This is a genomic window from Stenotrophomonas sp. MYb238 (genome assembly GCF_009496535.1).
Lineage (GTDB): Bacteria > Pseudomonadota > Gammaproteobacteria > Xanthomonadales > Xanthomonadaceae > Stenotrophomonas.
The window spans coordinates 56092-73079 of the sequence record NZ_WIDL01000006.1 but is presented as its reverse complement, the minus strand read 5'-3'; the positions used below and the strand labels follow the sequence as shown (position 1 = coordinate 73079).

The following is a 16988-nucleotide window of genomic DNA, read 5'->3' as shown; positions in this document are numbered from 1 at the left end:
GTTAGCGCTTGGTCAATTGAGTGGTGGCTTCCAGTGGTGTCACTGGCTGTCCATCGGTGAGCCATCCGCCTCCGGCGGCAACCACCGTCTCGCCGGGCTTAAGTCCAGCGAGGACGCGCGCGCTGTCTCCTTCCTGTGCCGGCGTGAAGCGCACCGCGCGACGGTGCACCTTCTTATCTGCAGGGGTGTAGACGAAGACGGAAGCCTCACCCGGCTTCGTGCCGAGCACCAGCGAGGCATAAGGGACGGATACAGTCTCGGGCCGAGAGGTCTTGGAGGTCGCCGCAGGTGCGTCGAGCACGACCTGTACGGGAATACCTGGCCGAAGTGCGCGCGCTTGCGCGTTATCTTCAGGCACTAGCACCACGGGTAGGAGCGAGCCATTTTCGGCGCGCAGACCGACACGACGTACCACCGCTCGGATTGGTTGTTCGGCTCCGCTCCAGAACAGTTCTGCGCGTTGGCCGACATCTATGTGAGGTGCCTGTGTAGTAGACGCGTTCGCGATGATCTCAGTGCCACTGCGCACACCGTCGACCTGAAATACCGGCGCACCAGCAGCAATGTCGGTGAACGCCAAAGCCAGCTTTTCCGCCACGACACCATCGAAAGGAGCGACGATCATCGTGCCACGTTGTGCTCGTTCGGCCAGGCCAAGCGCTGCCTTGGCAGTGCGCGCTTGGCCCTCTGCGACCGCTAGCTGCGCCTTGGCGCTCTCGAACGCAGCAGGGGAGATGACTTCGCTTTCGAGCAACCGGCGCTGTTGATCTGTCTGTACACGTCGATCCATCAGGCCGGCTTCGGCGGCCGCCAGGGATGCTTGCGCTTGCGTCACGCGAAGCCGGTCAGGTTCCGCATCAAGTTCTGCCATGACTTGACCGCGGGCGAACCGTTCACCCACGTCGACGTTCAACTTGGCGATCCGTCCTCCTGTTTCAAATCCTAGGATGCTGCGCTCGGTTGCTCGCGCCGAGCCAGTCAATTCGATGCGGGAGCTATGCGGAAGATCCGACTGCGCGGCGGCGAGCTTCACTGCGCGCGGAGGCTCGGATACGGTGGATTGCGAGTTTCCGCACCCTGAGACCAGGGTCGAAATGAATAGTGTGCAAGCAACCGTCAAGGAGCGCAGTGCGCACGCGGTCATGAAAGCTCTACGGACGCGACTCATGGGTGTCCTTTCGCAGGGATCAGTTCGAGATGGCCCGAGGCGAGATCCTGGAGCGCCCGAAAGAAATGCCGCCGCTCTGCGGGTGCGAGTATCGGCAGACCCAGGAGATCGGCGAACAGGGCGCCATCCAATGCCAGCATGATGAGTGCCGCGGTCTCGGTGCCACGCGGGGATCGACGCACGCGTTCGTACTGCACGCGATAACACTCGCGCAGTGGGTCGAGAAGTGTTGGATCTTCCGCAGCTGCCGCGAGCAGCGCTGCGCCCATCTTCTGCATCTCGTCGTCGGGTATCGCTTCCACCTGGCTCGACAGCCAGGGGTCCGGGTCTCCGGCAAACCTGCGCTCGTGATTGGCTTGTACCGCGTCGAACGCCCGGATCATCTCGTCGATCAGTGTCACGAACAAATCGCGTTTGGTCTTGAAATGATAGAGAAACGCCCCTTTGCTCAACCCGGCCCGCACGACGACGGCGTCCAGCGTCAGACGACTGGCGCCTTCCTCCAGCACCAGTTCGCGAGCGGCCTGCAGGATGCGCTCGCGAGTTAGCTGGGCTCCTTGCTGGAGAACGGGCTGCGCATCGGTGCTGCTATGGGCGGTGGACGGGGGGGGCAACTTTGTTTTCGCGCGAGGCGGCATGGTCGTGCTCCAAAAAAAGCTTGAGTCATATACAGTCCAGACGGTATAGTAGAAGGCGTAAAACAGTCCGTCAAGACTTTTTCGGAATGCAAGGACCTGCCATGTCTCAAATTCTTGAACGCTATCGCCTCATGGCCATGATTTCGCCGCTAATGCTTCTTGCGGCTTGCAGCCATGCTCCGCACTCTGCCGATCCGCCTCGCCTGGATGTACCGGCCCATTTCTCAAATGAAGAGGGAGGTGAAGGCATCCTGGACAAATCACCCCGCCGTACTCTTCCCGTCGACTGGTGGACGGCCTACGGCGATCCACAGCTCAATGTCCTAGTCCGGGCGGCGCTGGAGCGCAACACCGAACTGTCGATTGCGCGCGCGCGCGTCGACGAGGCCTCGGCCGCCACGCGGCGAGCACGGGCCTCCCTGCTCCCCTCGTTGTCCGCGGGCACGCAGGCAACTCGAGGACGCGACTATTCAGAGAACGTTGCGATCGGCAATGATGGCCGCGCCACGTTGTCTGCATCGTGGGAGGCAGACCTGTCGGGGCGGCTTTCGCAGGCAGCAGAAGGTGCGCGCCTGGATGCGGTGGCAGCCGAACAAGCGTGGGTTGCCACGCGTTGGCAGGTCGCGTTTGAAACAGTGTCGGCGGCTGTGCAGCAGCGCCAAGCCAGTGAACTCGAAGCGCTCGCCACGGCGCGGCTGGCATCCGCCGAGCGACTCGTCTTGCTGACACAACGGAAGTTCGAGGCCGGACAAGCTACCGGCTTCGACATCGAGCGAACCCGCTCCGGCGTCGTCGCACTGCGTGTGGAGCAAGAGCAACTTCGGCGTGCGCGCGGCGAGGCGACGCATGCACTTGATGTACTAGCGGGACAAACGCCCGGAGCGTCTGCAGCTTCTCCGACTCTTGCTTCACTCGCCGCCCCCAATTGGACACCGACACGCATACCTGCGGACCTGCTGAGTGAGCGGCCCGACGTGCGCGCCGCCGAAGCGAAGTTCGCAGCCGAAACCGCGCGCTGGAACGCAGCCGAAGGCGAACGCTTCCCTAAGCTGGTGTTGGACCTGAGCGGCGGACGGCAGCGCGTTGAGAGTGCGGGGACGCGCATTACCGGCAACATTTTTTCACTTGGGGCCGGGGTTTCGTTGCCGATCTTCGATGGTGGCGCGATCCGTGCCGGCATCGAGACCGGAGAGGCGCGCAGCCGAGCTGCGCGCGCGGAGTTCGAGCGCACTTTGTTGAGTGCATTGCAGGACGTAGAGAACGCATACCTCGGTTGGCATACGCAGCACGCCGCACTGGAGCATCAGACCGAGGGGGTCGCAGTCGCGGAGCGTCAGCTCGATCGCAGCCGCCGTCTGTTTGAGGCGGGACAAGTGGACGCCACGGTGGTGGCCGAGGCTGAGGCGGGGGTGATGTCAGCGCAGGCTTCGCTGATCCGCACGCGGGCCGAGACAGCCGTGCAATGGGGTGTGCTGGCAAAAGCACTATCCGGCCCACCTGTTTGATCGGGGAAGCTTGCTGGAGCAGCTTGCGAAGGCTAGATAGCGTGGCGCAAGGCGAAGGTGGTGAGGCCTAAGTGAGGAGGAATGCGAACATGGAAATTCGGCATCTGCGCTACTTTCTAGCGGTGGCAGAGGAACTGCACTTTGCCCGAGCCGCAGAGCGCCTCCACATCGAGACATCGCCGCTGTCGCGCGCCATCAAAGAGCTTGAAGAGGAGTTGGGCGTAGCGCTATTTGCGAGAACCACTCGGAGCACCCGCTTGACTCGTGCAGGCAGACTCTTCTTTGAGAGCGTACCCCGTGTCTTCGCAGCTTTGCAGCAGGCGCGCGACAGTGTGAACGCCGCAGCCAATGGCTTTCATTGCCAGCTCCGTATTGCATTGTCTGATGGAATCACGCCATCGCGCCTGCCTGCGTTGTTGGCGCTCTGCCGGCAGGAAGAGCCGGAAGTGGAAGTTCGCTTCTTCGAAGTGCCTTTGTCACAGCAAATCAAGGGATTGTGTGGCGAACTGTACGATCTCGGCTTCGCTCAATCGGATGAAGTCGGCGAAGGCATCATCGCCGTGCCGGTGTGGAGTGACCCTCTGATGGTAGCTGTGCCCGCACGGCACCCCTTGCTATCCCACAAACAGATTCCCCTGGAAGAGCTGTTGCGGTATCCGCTGGTGCTCTGCGACGCGGTGGCGTGTGAGGGCCATGCTCGGCAAGTTGAACGGGTGCTACGTCGCGTGGACATTGAGCCTCTAATTGCCGAACGCGTGACTTCCAGCGATCTAATGATGGTCCTGGTTTCGGCGGGACTTGCACTAGGCCTCACAGGAGGTGCGCATATTACTGCCAGCAGGGAACAGGGTGTGGTCGCACGGCCGCTGACTGGAGGTTCGCCCATGCTCACGACCTATCTGCTACGACCGGCCAGCGAGCCGTCAGAAATACTGACTCGCTTCATGGAACGCGTTCATTCGATCAAATCTCCAGACGCCAAAAGTCGGCGGTAAACCATCACACAATCTCCCAAGGAAACTTAACCATGAAGAAGATTGCTCTCATATTGCTTTCCTCGACACTGGCAGCCTGCAGCCCATCCGGGAAACCAGATAAAGGCAACCTTCCGACGGTCGATGAATTAGCGCTCAATCCTGAGCGGCTGAAAAAGTTGCGCCAGCAATGCAAGTTGGATCGTCCTATGCTGGGCGACCAACTATGTAACCGGGTTGCCGAGGCTACGCGAAAGCGCTTTTACGAAGATGGCGATGTGCCCTACACCACACCTAAAGAGCCGCCGAAGTTCTAAGCTGGTGGTCACGCTGGAGTATGTATGCCGGATATGAAAAACTTGAAGGAGAATTGCAATGGGCTGGATCTATCTTGTTTTGGCTGGATTGTTTGAAATCGGATGGCCGGTCGGGCTGAAAATGGCGCAAGAGCCAACATCGCGTTGGAGTGGGGTCGCAGTAGCCGTCTCTTTCATGACAATTAGCGGCGCCTTCCTATGGCTTGCTCAGCGTCAGATACCGATTGGGACTGCTTATGCGGTGTGGACGGGTATCGGAGCGGCGGGAACGTTCTTAGTCGGAATTCATTTCTATGGCGACCCAACCTCCCTGATGCGATACCTTGGCGTGGCGCTGATCATCCTGGGCGTTATCACGCTCAAGTTATCGAGTTGAGTACTAGCTCCTTTGATAGCGTAGTCACTGGGACACCCTGCGACACAGACTGGATCGGGTTCTGGGAACTCGCACGGTCACCTCCTCCTAGTCGTTATATGTGGTGAGCTTGCCGCAGCCTCGGGAGAGTTCGAGCCAGTGCGCGTAAGGCGGTGGAGCAGCCATTCCGGGTGCTCCACCTTCAGCTCCTGCAAAGGTGGAGAAAGAGTGTGGGTTGGCTAGCATGGCGCGGCCAAGAATCACCAAACCCATCTACCTGCCAGCGATCACGTGCTCGGCCATTCGCGGATCGTCGATGCCCCAACTCACTGCCACAGGTAGCCCAGTCTCGCGGCTCATGCGTTTGGCAAAGGGGCTGACGCGACGGCCGGCAACCAGCGGCTGGCCATTCGCTTCCTTGACATTAACCAGTCCGGCTCGGCCGTGGCAGGCCGCCGCGACCACCCTGCCGTCAGCCCAAGCGCCCGACAGCAGATTGACGAGCGCCCCGCTCCGGGTAAGTCCCACATGGTGCCATGGCCGCCGGGCAGGAACATCACCGCACCCCCTTCCGGGGCGATGCTGTCGATCTTCAGCGAGCCTTCGAGCTTGTCCATCGACACCTTGTCATCGAGGAAGCATTCCACGCTCGGCGGGTTCATGCCTTCGCTCGCTATGGAATGAGGATCCACCGGAATCTCGCCGCCGGCGATTGACGCAATATCCACATTGGCACCTGCATCGACCAAGGCGTAGTACGGGGTGGACTGTTCCTCGAACCACACGCCGGTCAGGCGCGGGTCGTCGCCCATCGTTGCCTGCGAAGTCAAAACCAGCAGAATCTCGAGGGGAGTTCCCATCATGGTTTTCTCAGTTCAGACGCTTGGGATCAAGCGGCCAGCGACCATTACGCCTGCTTGGCTTTGCGCGCTGTCTCGACCAAGCTGTCGAGCCAGTCCTGATGGCCGTTGATCATCGGGTTGGGTTTGGCGTTGTGCAGCTCCTCGGCCGGCTTGCCCTTCTGCGTTTCCTGCGTGAGGATGCGCACGCGCCCGCCGTCCAGGTTCTCGACCAGCCAGGCGTGATGCACATCCAGGCGCGTATCTGTGCCTTCCTCGCCGGACCAGCCGTGCCAGGCCACGCGGCCGGGTTGCCCATCCGCAGGTGCCACGTACTCGTTGCACTGCCCCTCTACCGGGAAGCCGAAGGTCTCGAAATAAAATCGATCGCCGTCGGCCAGTACCGGGCCTTTGCCGCCATGAAAGCGCACGTTAGCCGAGTTGGCGTAGTAGCTTGGCCACAGCGATGGTGTGACGAGTAGCGGCCATACGTCGGCCGCGCTCAAGCCGGCGGCGATGATCTCATTAGAGGCGAAATTCTCAGTAAAGCCCGGCGTGTAGCCTTCGGGCCAGAGGATGGCGTTCTGTTGCTTGCTCATATCGAAGCTCCTTCACAAAATGTCAATGACGCAACAGGGGTGGCTGCGTCATTCAAGTGGTCATAGAGCAATCATGAGCCTCCCTGTGAAATAAGTGAAATCCTAATTTTTTATTTTTGAAATCATATAATTTGATATCAGCGTCTAGGTTCTGCCATCCGCCGACAAGGCTATCTCGCAGCGGTGCTACGAAAGGGTCCGTCTCCAATTGAGCCGGCTGATTGCATATTTGTAGTGCGAGGCAGAGTTGTGCTGAGCATGACGATGAGAGCCATCTTGCCTACTTGTTGTTAGCACAGGAAGTGAACAGCAGTGCTCGTATCCAGCGATGTGCTGGATCGTGATGGGTGCGTTCGTGCCAAGCAGCCGTCTTGGTGAACCCCGGTATCTTCATCGGCGGCAGGGAGATAGCCAGCTTGTCCATACCGGCGACCAAGCGGCTCGGCAAGATCGCGACCATGTCACTGGCACGCAGGATGTCTGGCAAGATCAGAAAGCTCTTGACCGACAGTGTGACGCTTCGTTGTTTGCCCAACTGTTCTAGCGCATCGTCGGTGACGCCGCGGAAACCTCCACCATCGTAGGAAACAAGCGCATGGTCGAGAGCACAGAACTGCTTAACTGTCAGCTTGCGCCCCATAGCCGCTGGATGGTCTTCCCGCAGGACACACACGTAGTGCTCCTTGAATAGCTCTCGGGCATGCAGATTTGGCGGAGTGATCTCTGGCGTCAGGAGGGCTAGATCGATTTGACCGCGCTCAAGCTGGTTCTGTAGCAGTCCGCTCTCGACTGGCACTAATGAGACTCGAACGCGCGGTGCGTGCTGTTTGAGTGCCGATAGAAATGGGACAGCAATGGCACGCAGCGCATAGTCCGTCGCGGCGATGGAGAAGGTCAGTTGTGCGGTGGCCGGGTCGAAAGAAGGTGGCTGGAGCAGCGCGTCGATTTCCGCTAGCACCTGTTTGACAGATATCCCTATGTCTAGCGCCCGCTGCGTCGGAACGATGCCCCGCTGCGCACGCGCGAACAGCGGGTCGCCGAAGCTTTCACGCAGCCGCGCAAGCATGCCGCTCAAGGCCGGTTGGGTTAGTCCAAGACGTGCTGCCGCCCGTGTCACGTTGCGTTCGTCCAACAATACGTCCAGCGCCTTGAGTAAGTTGAGATCCATGCTCTTGATATCTTTCATTCTTATCCAGATTTCAATAAATAATTCTTTCCCATGATATCTAGATTCTGCTCATGAGGGGAGCGAGACCCAGCGAGAATTTTTTTCTGGGCAACCTCTTGGAAACTCCAAATGCGCCATAGGGTGCTTTAGTTTGCGGCGTTTGTCTTCGACTCGCCCCGCCGCTCATTCTTTCTTTTCCCTCGACCGTTGTGCTCAAAACGGTCTTTGACGGGCACCCACGCGGCACCGATCCTCGCTCTATGCGGCACGTTCCTGTGCCGCTTTTGAACGAGGAATCAGTGCAGGGAAATCGGAGGCCAGTCAATGCAAGCTCAGGGCGTACTGTTCGGGCAGATCGCCGCCGTATTCGGCATCGTGATCGCCGGCGTGTGGGGTGCAACGCAATGGACAGCCGCCGCCCTGGGCTATCAACTACGCCTTGGCTCGCCATGGTTCGACTTCTTTGGAACCCCGGTCTATCACCCTTGGCGGCTGTTCGAGTGGTGGTTCTTCTTTGATGCCTACGCGCCGCACGTCTTCGATATCGGCGGGGCCATCGCGGGTGGAAGTGGTCTGGTGGCCGTGGTGGTCGCCATCGCCATGTCGGTGTGGCGCTCGCGGCAAGCGCGCCTTGTCACCACCTACGGTTCGGCACGCTGGGCCGATGCGGAAGACATACGCAAAGCTGGGCTGATCCAGCCCGACGGGGTTTTCCTCGGGCTGCATCGCGGCCAGTACCTCCGCCATGAAGGCCCGGAACACGTCCTGACCTTCGCACCAACGCGCTCGGGCAAGGGTGTGGGCCTGGTCGTTCCCACCTTGTTGAGTTGGCCCGCATCCGTCGTCGTTCACGACATCAAAGGCGAGAACTGGACGCTCACCGCAGGCTGGCGTTCGCGGTTTAGCCACTGCCTCCTGTTCAACCCCACGGATGCGCAGTCGGCAGCCTACAACCCGCTGCTGGAAGTGAGGCGCGGCGCGCACGAAGTGCGCGACGTGCAGAACGTGGCCGACATTCTTGTCGATCCCGATGGCGCACTCGAACGCCGGAACCATTGGGAAAAGACCAGTCACGCGCTGTTGGTCGGCGCCATCCTGCATGTGCTGTACGCAGGCGAGGACAAGACGCTGCGCGGCGTCGCCAACTTCCTCAGCGACCCGGCGTGTCCGTTCGAGCTGACGCTGCACCGGATGATGACGACGAAGCACCTGGGCGATGCGCCTCACCCGGTTGTCGCATCCGCTGCCCGCGAAGTGCTTAACAAGTCGGACAACGAGCGATCGGGCGTGCTCTCCACCGCCATGTCGTTTCTCGGCCTGTACCGCGACCCGACCGTGGCCGAAGTCACATCGCGCTGCGATTGGCGCATCGCCGACCTGATTTCCGCCGAGCACCCGGTATCGCTCTATCTGGTGGTGCCGCCCTCCGACATAAGCCGCACCAAGCCGCTGATCCGGCTCATCTTGAACCAGATCGGGCGGCGGCTGACCGAATCGCTCGACGGCAGCGATGGCATCGCGCGCCGGCACAAGCTGCTGCTGATGCTGGACGAGTTTCCGGCGCTGGGCCGCCTCGATTTTTTCGAGTCCGCGCTTGCCTTCATGGCCGGGTACGGCATCCGCAGCTTTCTCATCGCTCAAAGCCTGAACCAGATCGACAAGGCGTATGGGCAGAACCATTCCATCCTCGACAACTGCCATGTCCGGGTGACTTTCGCCACCAACGACGAAAGGACGGCGAAAAGGATTTCAGAAACCCTCGGCACCGCCACCGAGCTTCGCGCGCAGCGCAACTACGCCGGCCACCGGCTCGCTCCGTGGCTGGGGCACCTGATGGTGTCGCGTCAGGAAACTGCACGGCCGCTGTTGACGCCCGGCGAGGTGATGCAGCTTCCACCTGATGACGCCGTGGTCATGGTGTCCAGCGTCGCCCCGATCCGCGCGAAGAAGCTGCGCTACTACGCCGACGCCAATTTCAAGAATCGCGTCCTGCCACCGCCCGCGCTCGTAGCCGGGAGGTACGCCGACGCGCCGCCAGCCCGCCCCGACGACTGGAGCGGCTTGGCGATCCCGGCCGTACCTGCGGCGCCGGCCTCGGCATCCGCCGATGGCCTGGGCGGCACCGATGACGGCGGCCCACGCCGCCAGCCCGAACTCTCCGAAACCGTCGCCTACGACCCCGAGCCGGACGCACATGCGAACGACCTGGCGCTGCTCGATGACGACGACCTGGCGCTGCCGCTTCCCGGCCAGCTCGACCCGGCCATGCAGCGCACGGCCCGGCTGGCTTCCCTCGACCCCAACGACGGAATCGACCTATGAGCCAATACCGCCTCAATCTTTTCATCCAGCCCGAGCACGCCCAGCGCCTGGACGAACTGGCCGCCAAGAAAGGCGTGTCCAAGTCGTCCATCGTCGCAGCGGCCTTGGCGTCCTGGCTGTCGCCCGATGCTGGCGACCAGCGCGAGGCCGCCATTGCCAAGCGGTTGGATCGACTGTCGCGGCAGACCGAACGCCTGGAGCGCGACCAGAACATCCAGATCGAAACGCTGGCGCTGTTCATCCGCTACTTCCTGACCGTCAGCACGCCGGTGCCCGAAGCCCATCAGGATGCGGCACGCGCCCAGGGCAAGGTGCGCTTCGAGCAGTTCGTCGAACAGTTGGGTCGCCACCTTCTGCGTGGCCGCAGTCTGGTGCGCGACGTGGTGGAGGAACTGCACCCCGATCCGATGCAGATGGATGACGCAGCAGCGATGGCCTCCGCCCATGAACGAACTGCGGAGCGTGCGTCATGAGTGCCGTTCCACAGATCCAGCCCGAACCTCGCTCATCCGCAGCAGCGTCCCAGGATCGCCGCATCCAGATGCTGCGCACTGCAATGGGGCCGCTGATCGCCGCTGCGCTCGAAGACCCGGATGTGGTGGAAATCATGCTCAACCCCGATCGCACCCTGTGGGTGGATCGGCTGTCGTCGGGTCGCTCGCCGCTGGGCGTGGAGATGCCCGAGGCCGATGGTGAACGCATCATCCGCCTGGTCGCCGCGCATGTCGGCGCGGAGGTGCATCGCGGCCAGCCGCTCTTGACCGCCGAGTTGCCGGAAACCGGCGAGCGTTTCGAGGGCATCCTGCCTCCGGCCGCCCCGGGGCCAGCCTTCGCGCTACGCAAGCGGGCCGTGAGCATCATCGGCCTGGATCGCTACGTGGCCGACGGCATCCTGACCGCCGGGCAGGCCGAGTTCCTGCGCCGCGCCGTGCGCGAGCGGCAGAACATCCTAATCGCCGGCGGCACCAGCACCGGCAAGACCACGCTGGCGAACGCGCTGCTGGCCGAGATCGCCGCCACAGGCGACCGCGTGCTGGTGCTCGAAGACACCATCGAGCTGCAATGCGCGGCCCGCGACCATGTGCCGCTGCGCACCCGCGCCGGCGTCGTCACCATGACCGAGCTGGTGCGGGCCACGATGCGCCTGCGGCCTGACCGCGTGATCGTCGGCGAGGTGCGCGGCGGCGAAGCCCTCGACCTCATCAAAGTGTGGGGCACCGGCCACCCCGGCGGCATTGCGACCATCCATGCCGGCTCCGCGCTGGGCGCGTTGCTGCGCCTCGAACAGTTGATTCTCGAAGTCGCTGTGAATCCGCCGCGGGCGCTGATCGCCGAGGCGGTCAACGTCGTCATCAACATCGCCGGACGCGGCCGCAAGCGCCACGTCGAAACCATCGCCCGTGTCGTCGGCTTCGACGGCACCGGCTATCGCCTGGCGGACGCACTGGAAACGCCGTTTCCCGAGCTGACGCCGGTTCCTCTCGCAGCCGACGCCGCTGCACATTCCCGTCCCCCAACCAACTTGGAGAACTGCCATGACGCACGTTGATTCTTTCCGCTTTTCCGTAAATCCGCTTCCTCGCCTGTCCGGCCTGGCGCGGCTGCGCAGCCTCACCCGCCCTGCGAGGCAGGGGCTGCTGCTGGCCGCGCTGCTGCTGTTGCTGGCCGGAACGGCGCAAGCCGCCGGTTCCTCGATGCCGTGGGAGGGGCCCTTGCAGTCGATTCTGGAGTCGATCCAGGGGCCGGTGGCACGCATCGTCGCGGTCATCATCATCATCGCCACGGGCCTGGCGCTGGCCTTCGGCGACACCAGCGGCGGCTTTCGCAAGCTGATCCAGATCGTGTTCGGGTTGAGCATCGCGTTCGCCGCTTCCTCGTTCTTCCTGTCGTTCTTCTCGTTCTCCGGCGGGGCCGTCGTATGAGTACGGCCAGCGACCTTCCAGGCTTCGAGGTGCCGCTGCATCGCTCGCTGACCGAGCCAATCCTGCTGGGCGGCGCGCCGCGCACCGTGGCAATTGCCAACGGCACGCTGGCCGCCGCCGTCGGGCTGGGCCTGCAACTGTGGATTCCCGGCGTGGTGCTCTGGATCGTCGGCCACTCGCTGGCCGTATGGGGTGCGCGCGTCGATCCGCAGTTCATGCAGGTCTTCGCGCGGCATATCAAACACCGCCCGCTTCTGGACGTGTGAGGGGAGGACGCCATGCTGAACCTTGCCGAATATCGTCAGCGCCCGGCCTTGCTTGCCGACTGGCTGCCCTGGGCCGGGCTGGTCGCGCCGGGCGTTGTGCTGAACAAAGATGGTTCGTTTCAACGCACGTTCCAGTTTCGCGGCCCCGACTTGGACAGTGCGACACAGGGCGAGCTGATTGCCACGTCGGCGCGGCAGAACAACGCGCTTCGCCGTACCGGGTCTGGCTGGGCCTTCTATATCGAGGCCGAGCGGATGCGGGCATCGAGCTATCCGCAATCCTCCTTTCCCGAACCACTGTCCTGGCTGGTGGATGAGGAGCGACGCGCGGCGTTCGAGGAGTCGGATGGCCATTTCGAGAGCGTCTATCACTTCACGTTGCAACACCTACCGCCGCAAGAGTCTCGCGCCCGTGCGGCTGGGATGCTGTACGAGAACCGGCCCACTGAGGGTGTGGACTGGCGTGGTCGGCTTGATTCCTTCGTGGCAGAGACCGATCGCGTGTTCGACCTGCTCGATGGTGTGATGCCGGAGATTGCCTGGCTGGACGATAGCCAGACGCTGACCTACCTGCATGCCACAGTCTCCACCCGGCGCTATCGCGTCGGCGTGCCCGACGTGCCGTTCCATATCGACGCACTGCTTGCCGATGCCGCGCTGGTCGGCGGCCTGGCGCCCATGCTGGGCGATCAGCACCTGCGCGTGGTGTCGGTACGAGGCTTCCCGACCTCGACCTGGCCGGGGATCTTGGACGACCTCAACCGCCTGGGCTTTGCGTATCGCTGGAGTACGCGCTTCCTGTGCCTGGACAAAGCCGAGGCGGAACGGGAATTGGGGCGCTTGCGGCGCCAATGGTTCGCCAAGCGCAAGAACGTCATCGCGCTGCTGCGCGAAACGATCTTTCAGCAGGAAAGCCCGCTGGTCGATACCGATGCCAGCAACAAGGCCGCCGACGCCGATGCCGCCTTGCAGGAGCTGGGCAGCGATCAAGTCGCCTTCGGCTACCTCACCGCCACGGTGACGGTGCTCGACGCCGACCCGGCCGTGGCCGACGAGAAGCTGCGCATGGTGGAGCGCGTCATCCAGGGCCGGGGTTTCGTGACCATCCCCGAAACCCTCAACGCAGTCGATGCCTGGCTGTCGTCCGTCCCCGGCAACGCATACGCGAACGTGCGTCAGCCCATCGTTTCGACGCTGAACCTGGCGCACATGATGCCGATGTCAGCGGTATGGGCTGGGCCGGAGAAGAACGAACACCTCGATGGCCCGCCGCTGATCGTCACCCGCACCGATGGCGCGACGCCGTTCCGGCTGGTGACGCACATCGGCGACGTGGGGCACACCCTTGTCGCCGGGCCGACCGGCATGGGCAAGTCGGTGCTGCTCGCCATCTTGGCCATGCAGTTCCGGCGCTACTTCGGCTCGCGGATCTTCGCCTTCGACATGGGCCGCTCGATGCGCGCCACCATCTTCGGCCTTGGCGGTGAGCACTATGACCTCGGCGCCGATGGCGGCATCGCCTTCCAGCCACTCGCGCGAATTGCCCACGAGGGCTACCGCACCTGGGCCGCCGAATGGGTGGAGGGCCGGCTGCTGCACGAAGGCGTGACGGTCGGCCCGGACGAGAAGGCTGCCATCTGGTCGGCGCTGAGAAGCCTTGCCGGTGCGCCGGTGGAGCAGCGCACCATGACCGGCTTGTCGGTGTTATTGCAGTTTAACGCGCTGCGCCAAGCGCTCGCGCCCTATGTGCTGGGCGGCGCACACGGCAAGCTGCTGGACGCTGACCACGACCGGCTGGGCATGGCCGACGTGCAGGGCTTCGAGATGGAAGAACTGATGCACAGCCCGGCCGCCGTGCAAGCGGTGCTGCGCTACCTGTTCGCCCGCTTCGACGAACGTTTCGACGGCGCGCCCACGCTGTTGATCCTCGATGAAGCGTGGCTGTTCCTCAATGAGCCGTCCTTCGCGGCCCGCATCCGGCAATGGCTCAAGACGCTCAGAAAAAAGAACGTCAGCGTCATCTTCGCCACGCAGTCGCTGGCCGACATCAAGGACTCGACCATCGCGCCAGCCATCATCGAAAGCTGCGCGAGCAGGATCTTCTTACCTAACCCGCAGGCCACCGAGCCGCAGATTCGCACGATCTACGAAGGCTTCGGCTTGAGCAGCCGCCAGATTGAGATCGTGGCGACCGCCCAGCCCAAGCGCGATTACTACTACCAGTCGCGCCTCGGCAATCGCCTGTTCGACCTCGACCTGGGGCCTGTCGCGCTCGCATTCGCGAGCGCATCCACCCCTCAAGACCAACGCGACATTGACCGCGTGCTGACGCAGGCCGGCGCTCCCGGCTTCGCCGGCGCGTGGCTGCGCCATCGCGGCCTCGGCTGGGCCGCCGACCTGCTGCCGTCCGCTCCGGCGGCAGCTTCCTTTCTCGCTTCTCAACCGCTGGAGGTTTCGCCATGATGACCAAGCCCCGTTTGCTCTCTGTCTCACTCGCTGCTGTGCTGTCGGTATCGCTGTTGGCCGTGCAGCCCGCATCCGCGCTGACGGTGTTCGACCCGTCCAACTTCGTGCAGAACACGCTGACCGCCGTGCGCACGCTGGAACAGATCAACAACCAGATCAACCAGCTCCAGAACGAGGCGCAGATGTTGATGAACCAGGCCAGGAACCTGGCAAATCTCGACTTCAACATCGTCAACCGCCTGCGCTCGACGCTCGCCACCACCGAGCGCCTGATCGCCGAGGCGCGCGGCTTGGCCTACGACGTGCAGAGCATGGATGCCACGTTCGCCCGCCTGTACCCGGAACAGTACGCCTCCACCATCAGCGGCGACCGCATGGCACAGGATGCCCGCGAACGCTGGCAGAACACCTTGAACGGCCTGCACACCGCGATGCGGATGCAGGCGCAGGTGTCGCAGAACCTCGCCCAAGACGAAAGCGCGCTGGCCGACCTCGTGAGCCAGAGCCAGTCGGCCACCGGCGCGCTGCAAGCGATGCAGGCGACGAACCAGCTCCTGGCTTTGCAGGCCAAGCAGTCGATCCAGGCGCAGCAGCTCCAGATCACGCAAGACCGGGCCGCTTCGCTGGAACTGGCGCGGCAAGCGGCGGCTATGGAGCGCGCCCGCGAAGTGCGGCGGCGCTTCCTCGGCACCGGCACGCCGTACACGCCGCAGTCCGTCAACTTCTACAACAACTGACCGGAGGCGGCCATGCGATGCGCTTCCGTCCTGCTGGCCGTGCTGCTGACCGCGTGCGGCCAGCAGCCGGCCGAGAACCTGGCCGACGCCCTGGCCGCAGATCCGGTGCGGCTCAAGGCGTTGCGCGGGCAATGCGCGGTCGACCGGCAGGCCATGGGCGAGGATGCCTGCCGCGCCGCCGCCGAAGCCTTCCGGCGGCGCTTCTTCGCCGGCCATACCGGGCCGGATGAATACAACTCGCTGGCTGAACTCCCGCCGATTCCGCCGAGCTTCGATACGCCCGCAGATGAATTGCCAGAGGGCGCCGTTCCGCTCACTCCGCCCGAGGATTCGCCATGAACGACGTGACCATCATCGACCGTTTCCTCGATACGTTCTCGCGCTACATCGACTCGGGCTTCGGCTTATTGCAGGGCGAAGTGGCATTTCTCACCGCCACGCTCATCGTCATCGACATGACGATCGCTGGCCTGTATTGGGCCATGAGCCACGCCACCGGCCAGGGCGACGACGTGATCGCCAAGCTGCTGCGCAAGGTGCTCTATGTCGGCGCGTTCGCCTACATCATCGGCAACTTCAACTGGCTGGCGAGCATCGTGTTCCGCTCGTTCGCCGGCTTGGGAATCACCGCTACCGGCTCGGCCATCACGATGGAGAACTTTCTTCAGCCGGGCCGGCTGGCGAAGACCGGCATCGACGCAGCCGCGCCGATTCTGGAACAGATCGGGGACATGGCTGGGTTCCCCGAGGTGTTCGTGAACATCGACCCTATCGTGGTTCTGTTCATCGCCTGGCTGGTGGTGATCCTCTGCTTCTTCGTGCTGGCCGTACAGCTTTTCATCACGCTGATCGAGTTCAAACTGACTACGCTCGCCGGCTTCGTCTTGATCCCGTTTGCACTCTGGAACAAGACCTCGTTCCTCGCGGAAAAGGTGCTAGGCAACGTGGTGTCGTCAGGCATCAAGGTCTTGGTGCTGGCCGTCATCGTCGGCATTGGTTCCGGGCTGTTTGCCGAGTTCCAGGTACATCCCGACGAACCATCAATCGACCACGCGCTGGTCGTGATGCTGGCCTCGCTCGCGCTGCTGGCGCTGGGCATTTTCGGCCCCGGTATCGCCACCGGCCTGGTGTCCGGTGCGCCACAGCTTGGTGCGGGCGCGATGGCTGGTGCTGCGGTCGGGGCTGTCGGCACCGGCGTTGCCATCGGAGCCGCCGCAACGGGAGTGGGCGGCGCCGTCATGGCTGGGGCACGAATGGCCCCGGCGGCCGCAAAGCTGGCCGGTGCCGGCGCGCGTGCCGCGACTTCGGCGGCCGGCAGTGCCCGATCGGCGTTCCAGGCCGGTTCCGCTGCGGCCGGCGGCGGTGCCAAGGGCGCGGCGGCTGGCCTCGGCAATGTCGCCAAGACCGGCGCACAAGCCGCAGGCCGCAGCGTCACCTCTGGTGCTTCCGCTGTTGGGCAGAAGGTGGCCGACTCCTTCCGCGCTGGCTGGAACGGCACAGAAGCCGGCAGCGACGGTGCTGGCCGCGGCCAGACCGCAGACGGCACCGCAGGCTCGCAGAAGCAAGAGCAACCGGCCTGGGCCAAGCGGATGCACCGCCGCCAGCAGGCTACCCATGCCGCGACCACTGCCGCCCACACGCTGCGCGGGGGCGACGGCGGCGGCTCCGGGCAAGGCCCGAGCCTGCGGGATTCCGATACCTAACCTTCAAGG

At 63.3% G+C, this 16988-nt stretch carries 18 protein-coding genes; 13 read left to right on the top strand and 5 right to left on the bottom strand.

The window, feature by feature from the left end; genetic code table 11:
• Nucleotide 1 precedes the first annotated feature (1 nt).
• Together CQ393_RS05930 and CQ393_RS05925 are read right to left on the bottom strand one after the other, a co-directional pair.
• A complete protein-coding gene (locus tag CQ393_RS05930) occupies nucleotides 2-1033 on the bottom strand; it encodes an efflux RND transporter periplasmic adaptor subunit (protein ID WP_223231736.1) in 1032 nt (343 codons plus the stop codon).
• A 131-nt stretch (nucleotides 1034-1164) separates the two neighbouring features.
• Nucleotides 1165-1806 carry a TetR/AcrR family transcriptional regulator gene (locus tag CQ393_RS05925; RefSeq protein WP_028689677.1) on the bottom strand — a complete coding sequence of 214 codons (642 nt, stop codon included), beginning with the start codon at nucleotides 1804-1806 and terminating at the stop codon, nucleotides 1165-1167.
• Between the two features lie 101 nt (nucleotides 1807-1907).
• Between CQ393_RS05925 and CQ393_RS05920 the strand changes: the two genes are divergently transcribed.
• The 4 genes from CQ393_RS05920 (at nucleotide 1908) to CQ393_RS05905 (ending at nucleotide 4978) form a co-directional block, all read left to right on the top strand.
• Entirely contained in the window at nucleotides 1908-3311 is a 1404-nt protein-coding gene (locus CQ393_RS05920; RefSeq protein WP_153190657.1) for a TolC family protein, read from the top strand.
• Nucleotides 3312-3400: 89 nt separating this feature from the next.
• Nucleotides 3401-4306, top strand: coding sequence for a LysR family transcriptional regulator (locus CQ393_RS05915; RefSeq protein WP_006378999.1), 906 nt, complete (start codon nucleotides 3401-3403; stop codon nucleotides 4304-4306).
• Between the two features lie 32 nt (nucleotides 4307-4338).
• A complete protein-coding gene (locus CQ393_RS05910) occupies nucleotides 4339-4602 on the top strand; it encodes an EexN family lipoprotein (RefSeq protein WP_016487824.1) in 264 nt (87 codons plus the stop codon).
• A 58-nt stretch (nucleotides 4603-4660) separates the two neighbouring features.
• Complete coding sequence (locus CQ393_RS05905; RefSeq protein WP_000539741.1) at nucleotides 4661-4978, top strand: multidrug efflux SMR transporter; 318 nt, start codon at nucleotides 4661-4663, stop codon at nucleotides 4976-4978.
• 335 nt (nucleotides 4979-5313) lie between these two features.
• Here the strand turns inward: CQ393_RS05905 and CQ393_RS05900 are convergent, their stop codons facing one another.
• The 3 genes from CQ393_RS05900 to CQ393_RS05890 form a co-directional block, all read right to left on the bottom strand.
• Nucleotides 5314-5817, bottom strand: a complete 504-nt coding sequence (locus CQ393_RS05900) for a hypothetical protein (protein ID WP_050582259.1) — start codon at nucleotides 5815-5817, stop codon at nucleotides 5314-5316.
• A 47-nt stretch (nucleotides 5818-5864) separates the two neighbouring features.
• On the bottom strand, nucleotides 5865-6395 hold the full coding sequence (locus tag CQ393_RS05895) for a polyketide cyclase (protein ID WP_016487823.1): 531 nt from the start codon (nucleotides 6393-6395) through the stop codon (nucleotides 5865-5867).
• Between the two features lie 280 nt (nucleotides 6396-6675).
• Nucleotides 6676-7581 (bottom strand): LysR family transcriptional regulator, encoded by a 906-nt coding sequence (locus CQ393_RS05890; protein ID WP_006378991.1) that lies wholly within the window; start codon nucleotides 7579-7581, stop codon nucleotides 6676-6678.
• A gap of 306 nt (nucleotides 7582-7887) precedes the next feature.
• Between CQ393_RS05890 and CQ393_RS05885 the strand changes: the two genes are divergently transcribed.
• The 9 genes from CQ393_RS05885 to trbL are packed head-to-tail and all read left to right on the top strand — an operon-like array spanning nucleotide 7888 to nucleotide 16979.
• Nucleotides 7888-9885, top strand: a complete 1998-nt coding sequence (locus tag CQ393_RS05885; RefSeq protein ID WP_016487822.1) for a conjugal transfer protein TraG — start codon at nucleotides 7888-7890, stop codon at nucleotides 9883-9885.
• Nucleotides 9882-10358 carry a CopG family transcriptional regulator gene (locus CQ393_RS05880; RefSeq protein WP_006378865.1) on the top strand — a complete coding sequence of 159 codons (477 nt, stop codon included), beginning with the start codon at nucleotides 9882-9884 and terminating at the stop codon, nucleotides 10356-10358. Before CQ393_RS05885 ends, CQ393_RS05880 begins: the two co-directional genes overlap by 4 nt.
• Complete coding sequence (gene trbB / locus CQ393_RS05875) at nucleotides 10355-11434, top strand: P-type conjugative transfer ATPase TrbB (protein WP_022652184.1); 1080 nt, start codon at nucleotides 10355-10357, stop codon at nucleotides 11432-11434. The genes CQ393_RS05880 and trbB overlap by 4 nt, the downstream gene beginning before the upstream one ends.
• A complete protein-coding gene (locus tag CQ393_RS05870) occupies nucleotides 11421-11807 on the top strand; it encodes a TrbC/VirB2 family protein (RefSeq protein WP_006378803.1) in 387 nt (128 codons plus the stop codon). Before trbB ends, CQ393_RS05870 begins: the two co-directional genes overlap by 14 nt.
• Nucleotides 11804-12073 carry a VirB3 family type IV secretion system protein gene (locus CQ393_RS05865; RefSeq protein ID WP_006378802.1) on the top strand — a complete coding sequence of 90 codons (270 nt, stop codon included), beginning with the start codon at nucleotides 11804-11806 and terminating at the stop codon, nucleotides 12071-12073. The genes CQ393_RS05870 and CQ393_RS05865 overlap by 4 nt, the downstream gene beginning before the upstream one ends.
• A 12-nt stretch (nucleotides 12074-12085) precedes the next feature.
• On the top strand, nucleotides 12086-14536 hold the full coding sequence (gene trbE, locus CQ393_RS05860) for a conjugal transfer protein TrbE (protein ID WP_006378801.1): 2451 nt from the start codon (nucleotides 12086-12088) through the stop codon (nucleotides 14534-14536).
• Nucleotides 14533-15276 (top strand): P-type conjugative transfer protein TrbJ, encoded by a 744-nt coding sequence (trbJ, locus tag CQ393_RS05855; protein WP_006378800.1) that lies wholly within the window; start codon nucleotides 14533-14535, stop codon nucleotides 15274-15276. Before trbE ends, trbJ begins: the two co-directional genes overlap by 4 nt.
• A gap of 12 nt (nucleotides 15277-15288) precedes the next feature.
• The gene (locus tag CQ393_RS05850) at nucleotides 15289-15615 is read left to right on the top strand and encodes a hypothetical protein (protein WP_006378798.1); all 327 of its coding nucleotides are present in this window, start codon (nucleotides 15289-15291) and stop codon (nucleotides 15613-15615) included.
• Nucleotides 15612-16979 carry a P-type conjugative transfer protein TrbL gene (gene trbL, locus CQ393_RS05845; RefSeq protein WP_006378795.1) on the top strand — a complete coding sequence of 456 codons (1368 nt, stop codon included), beginning with the start codon at nucleotides 15612-15614 and terminating at the stop codon, nucleotides 16977-16979. Before CQ393_RS05850 ends, trbL begins: the two co-directional genes overlap by 4 nt.
• Nucleotides 16980-16988 lie beyond the last annotated feature (9 nt).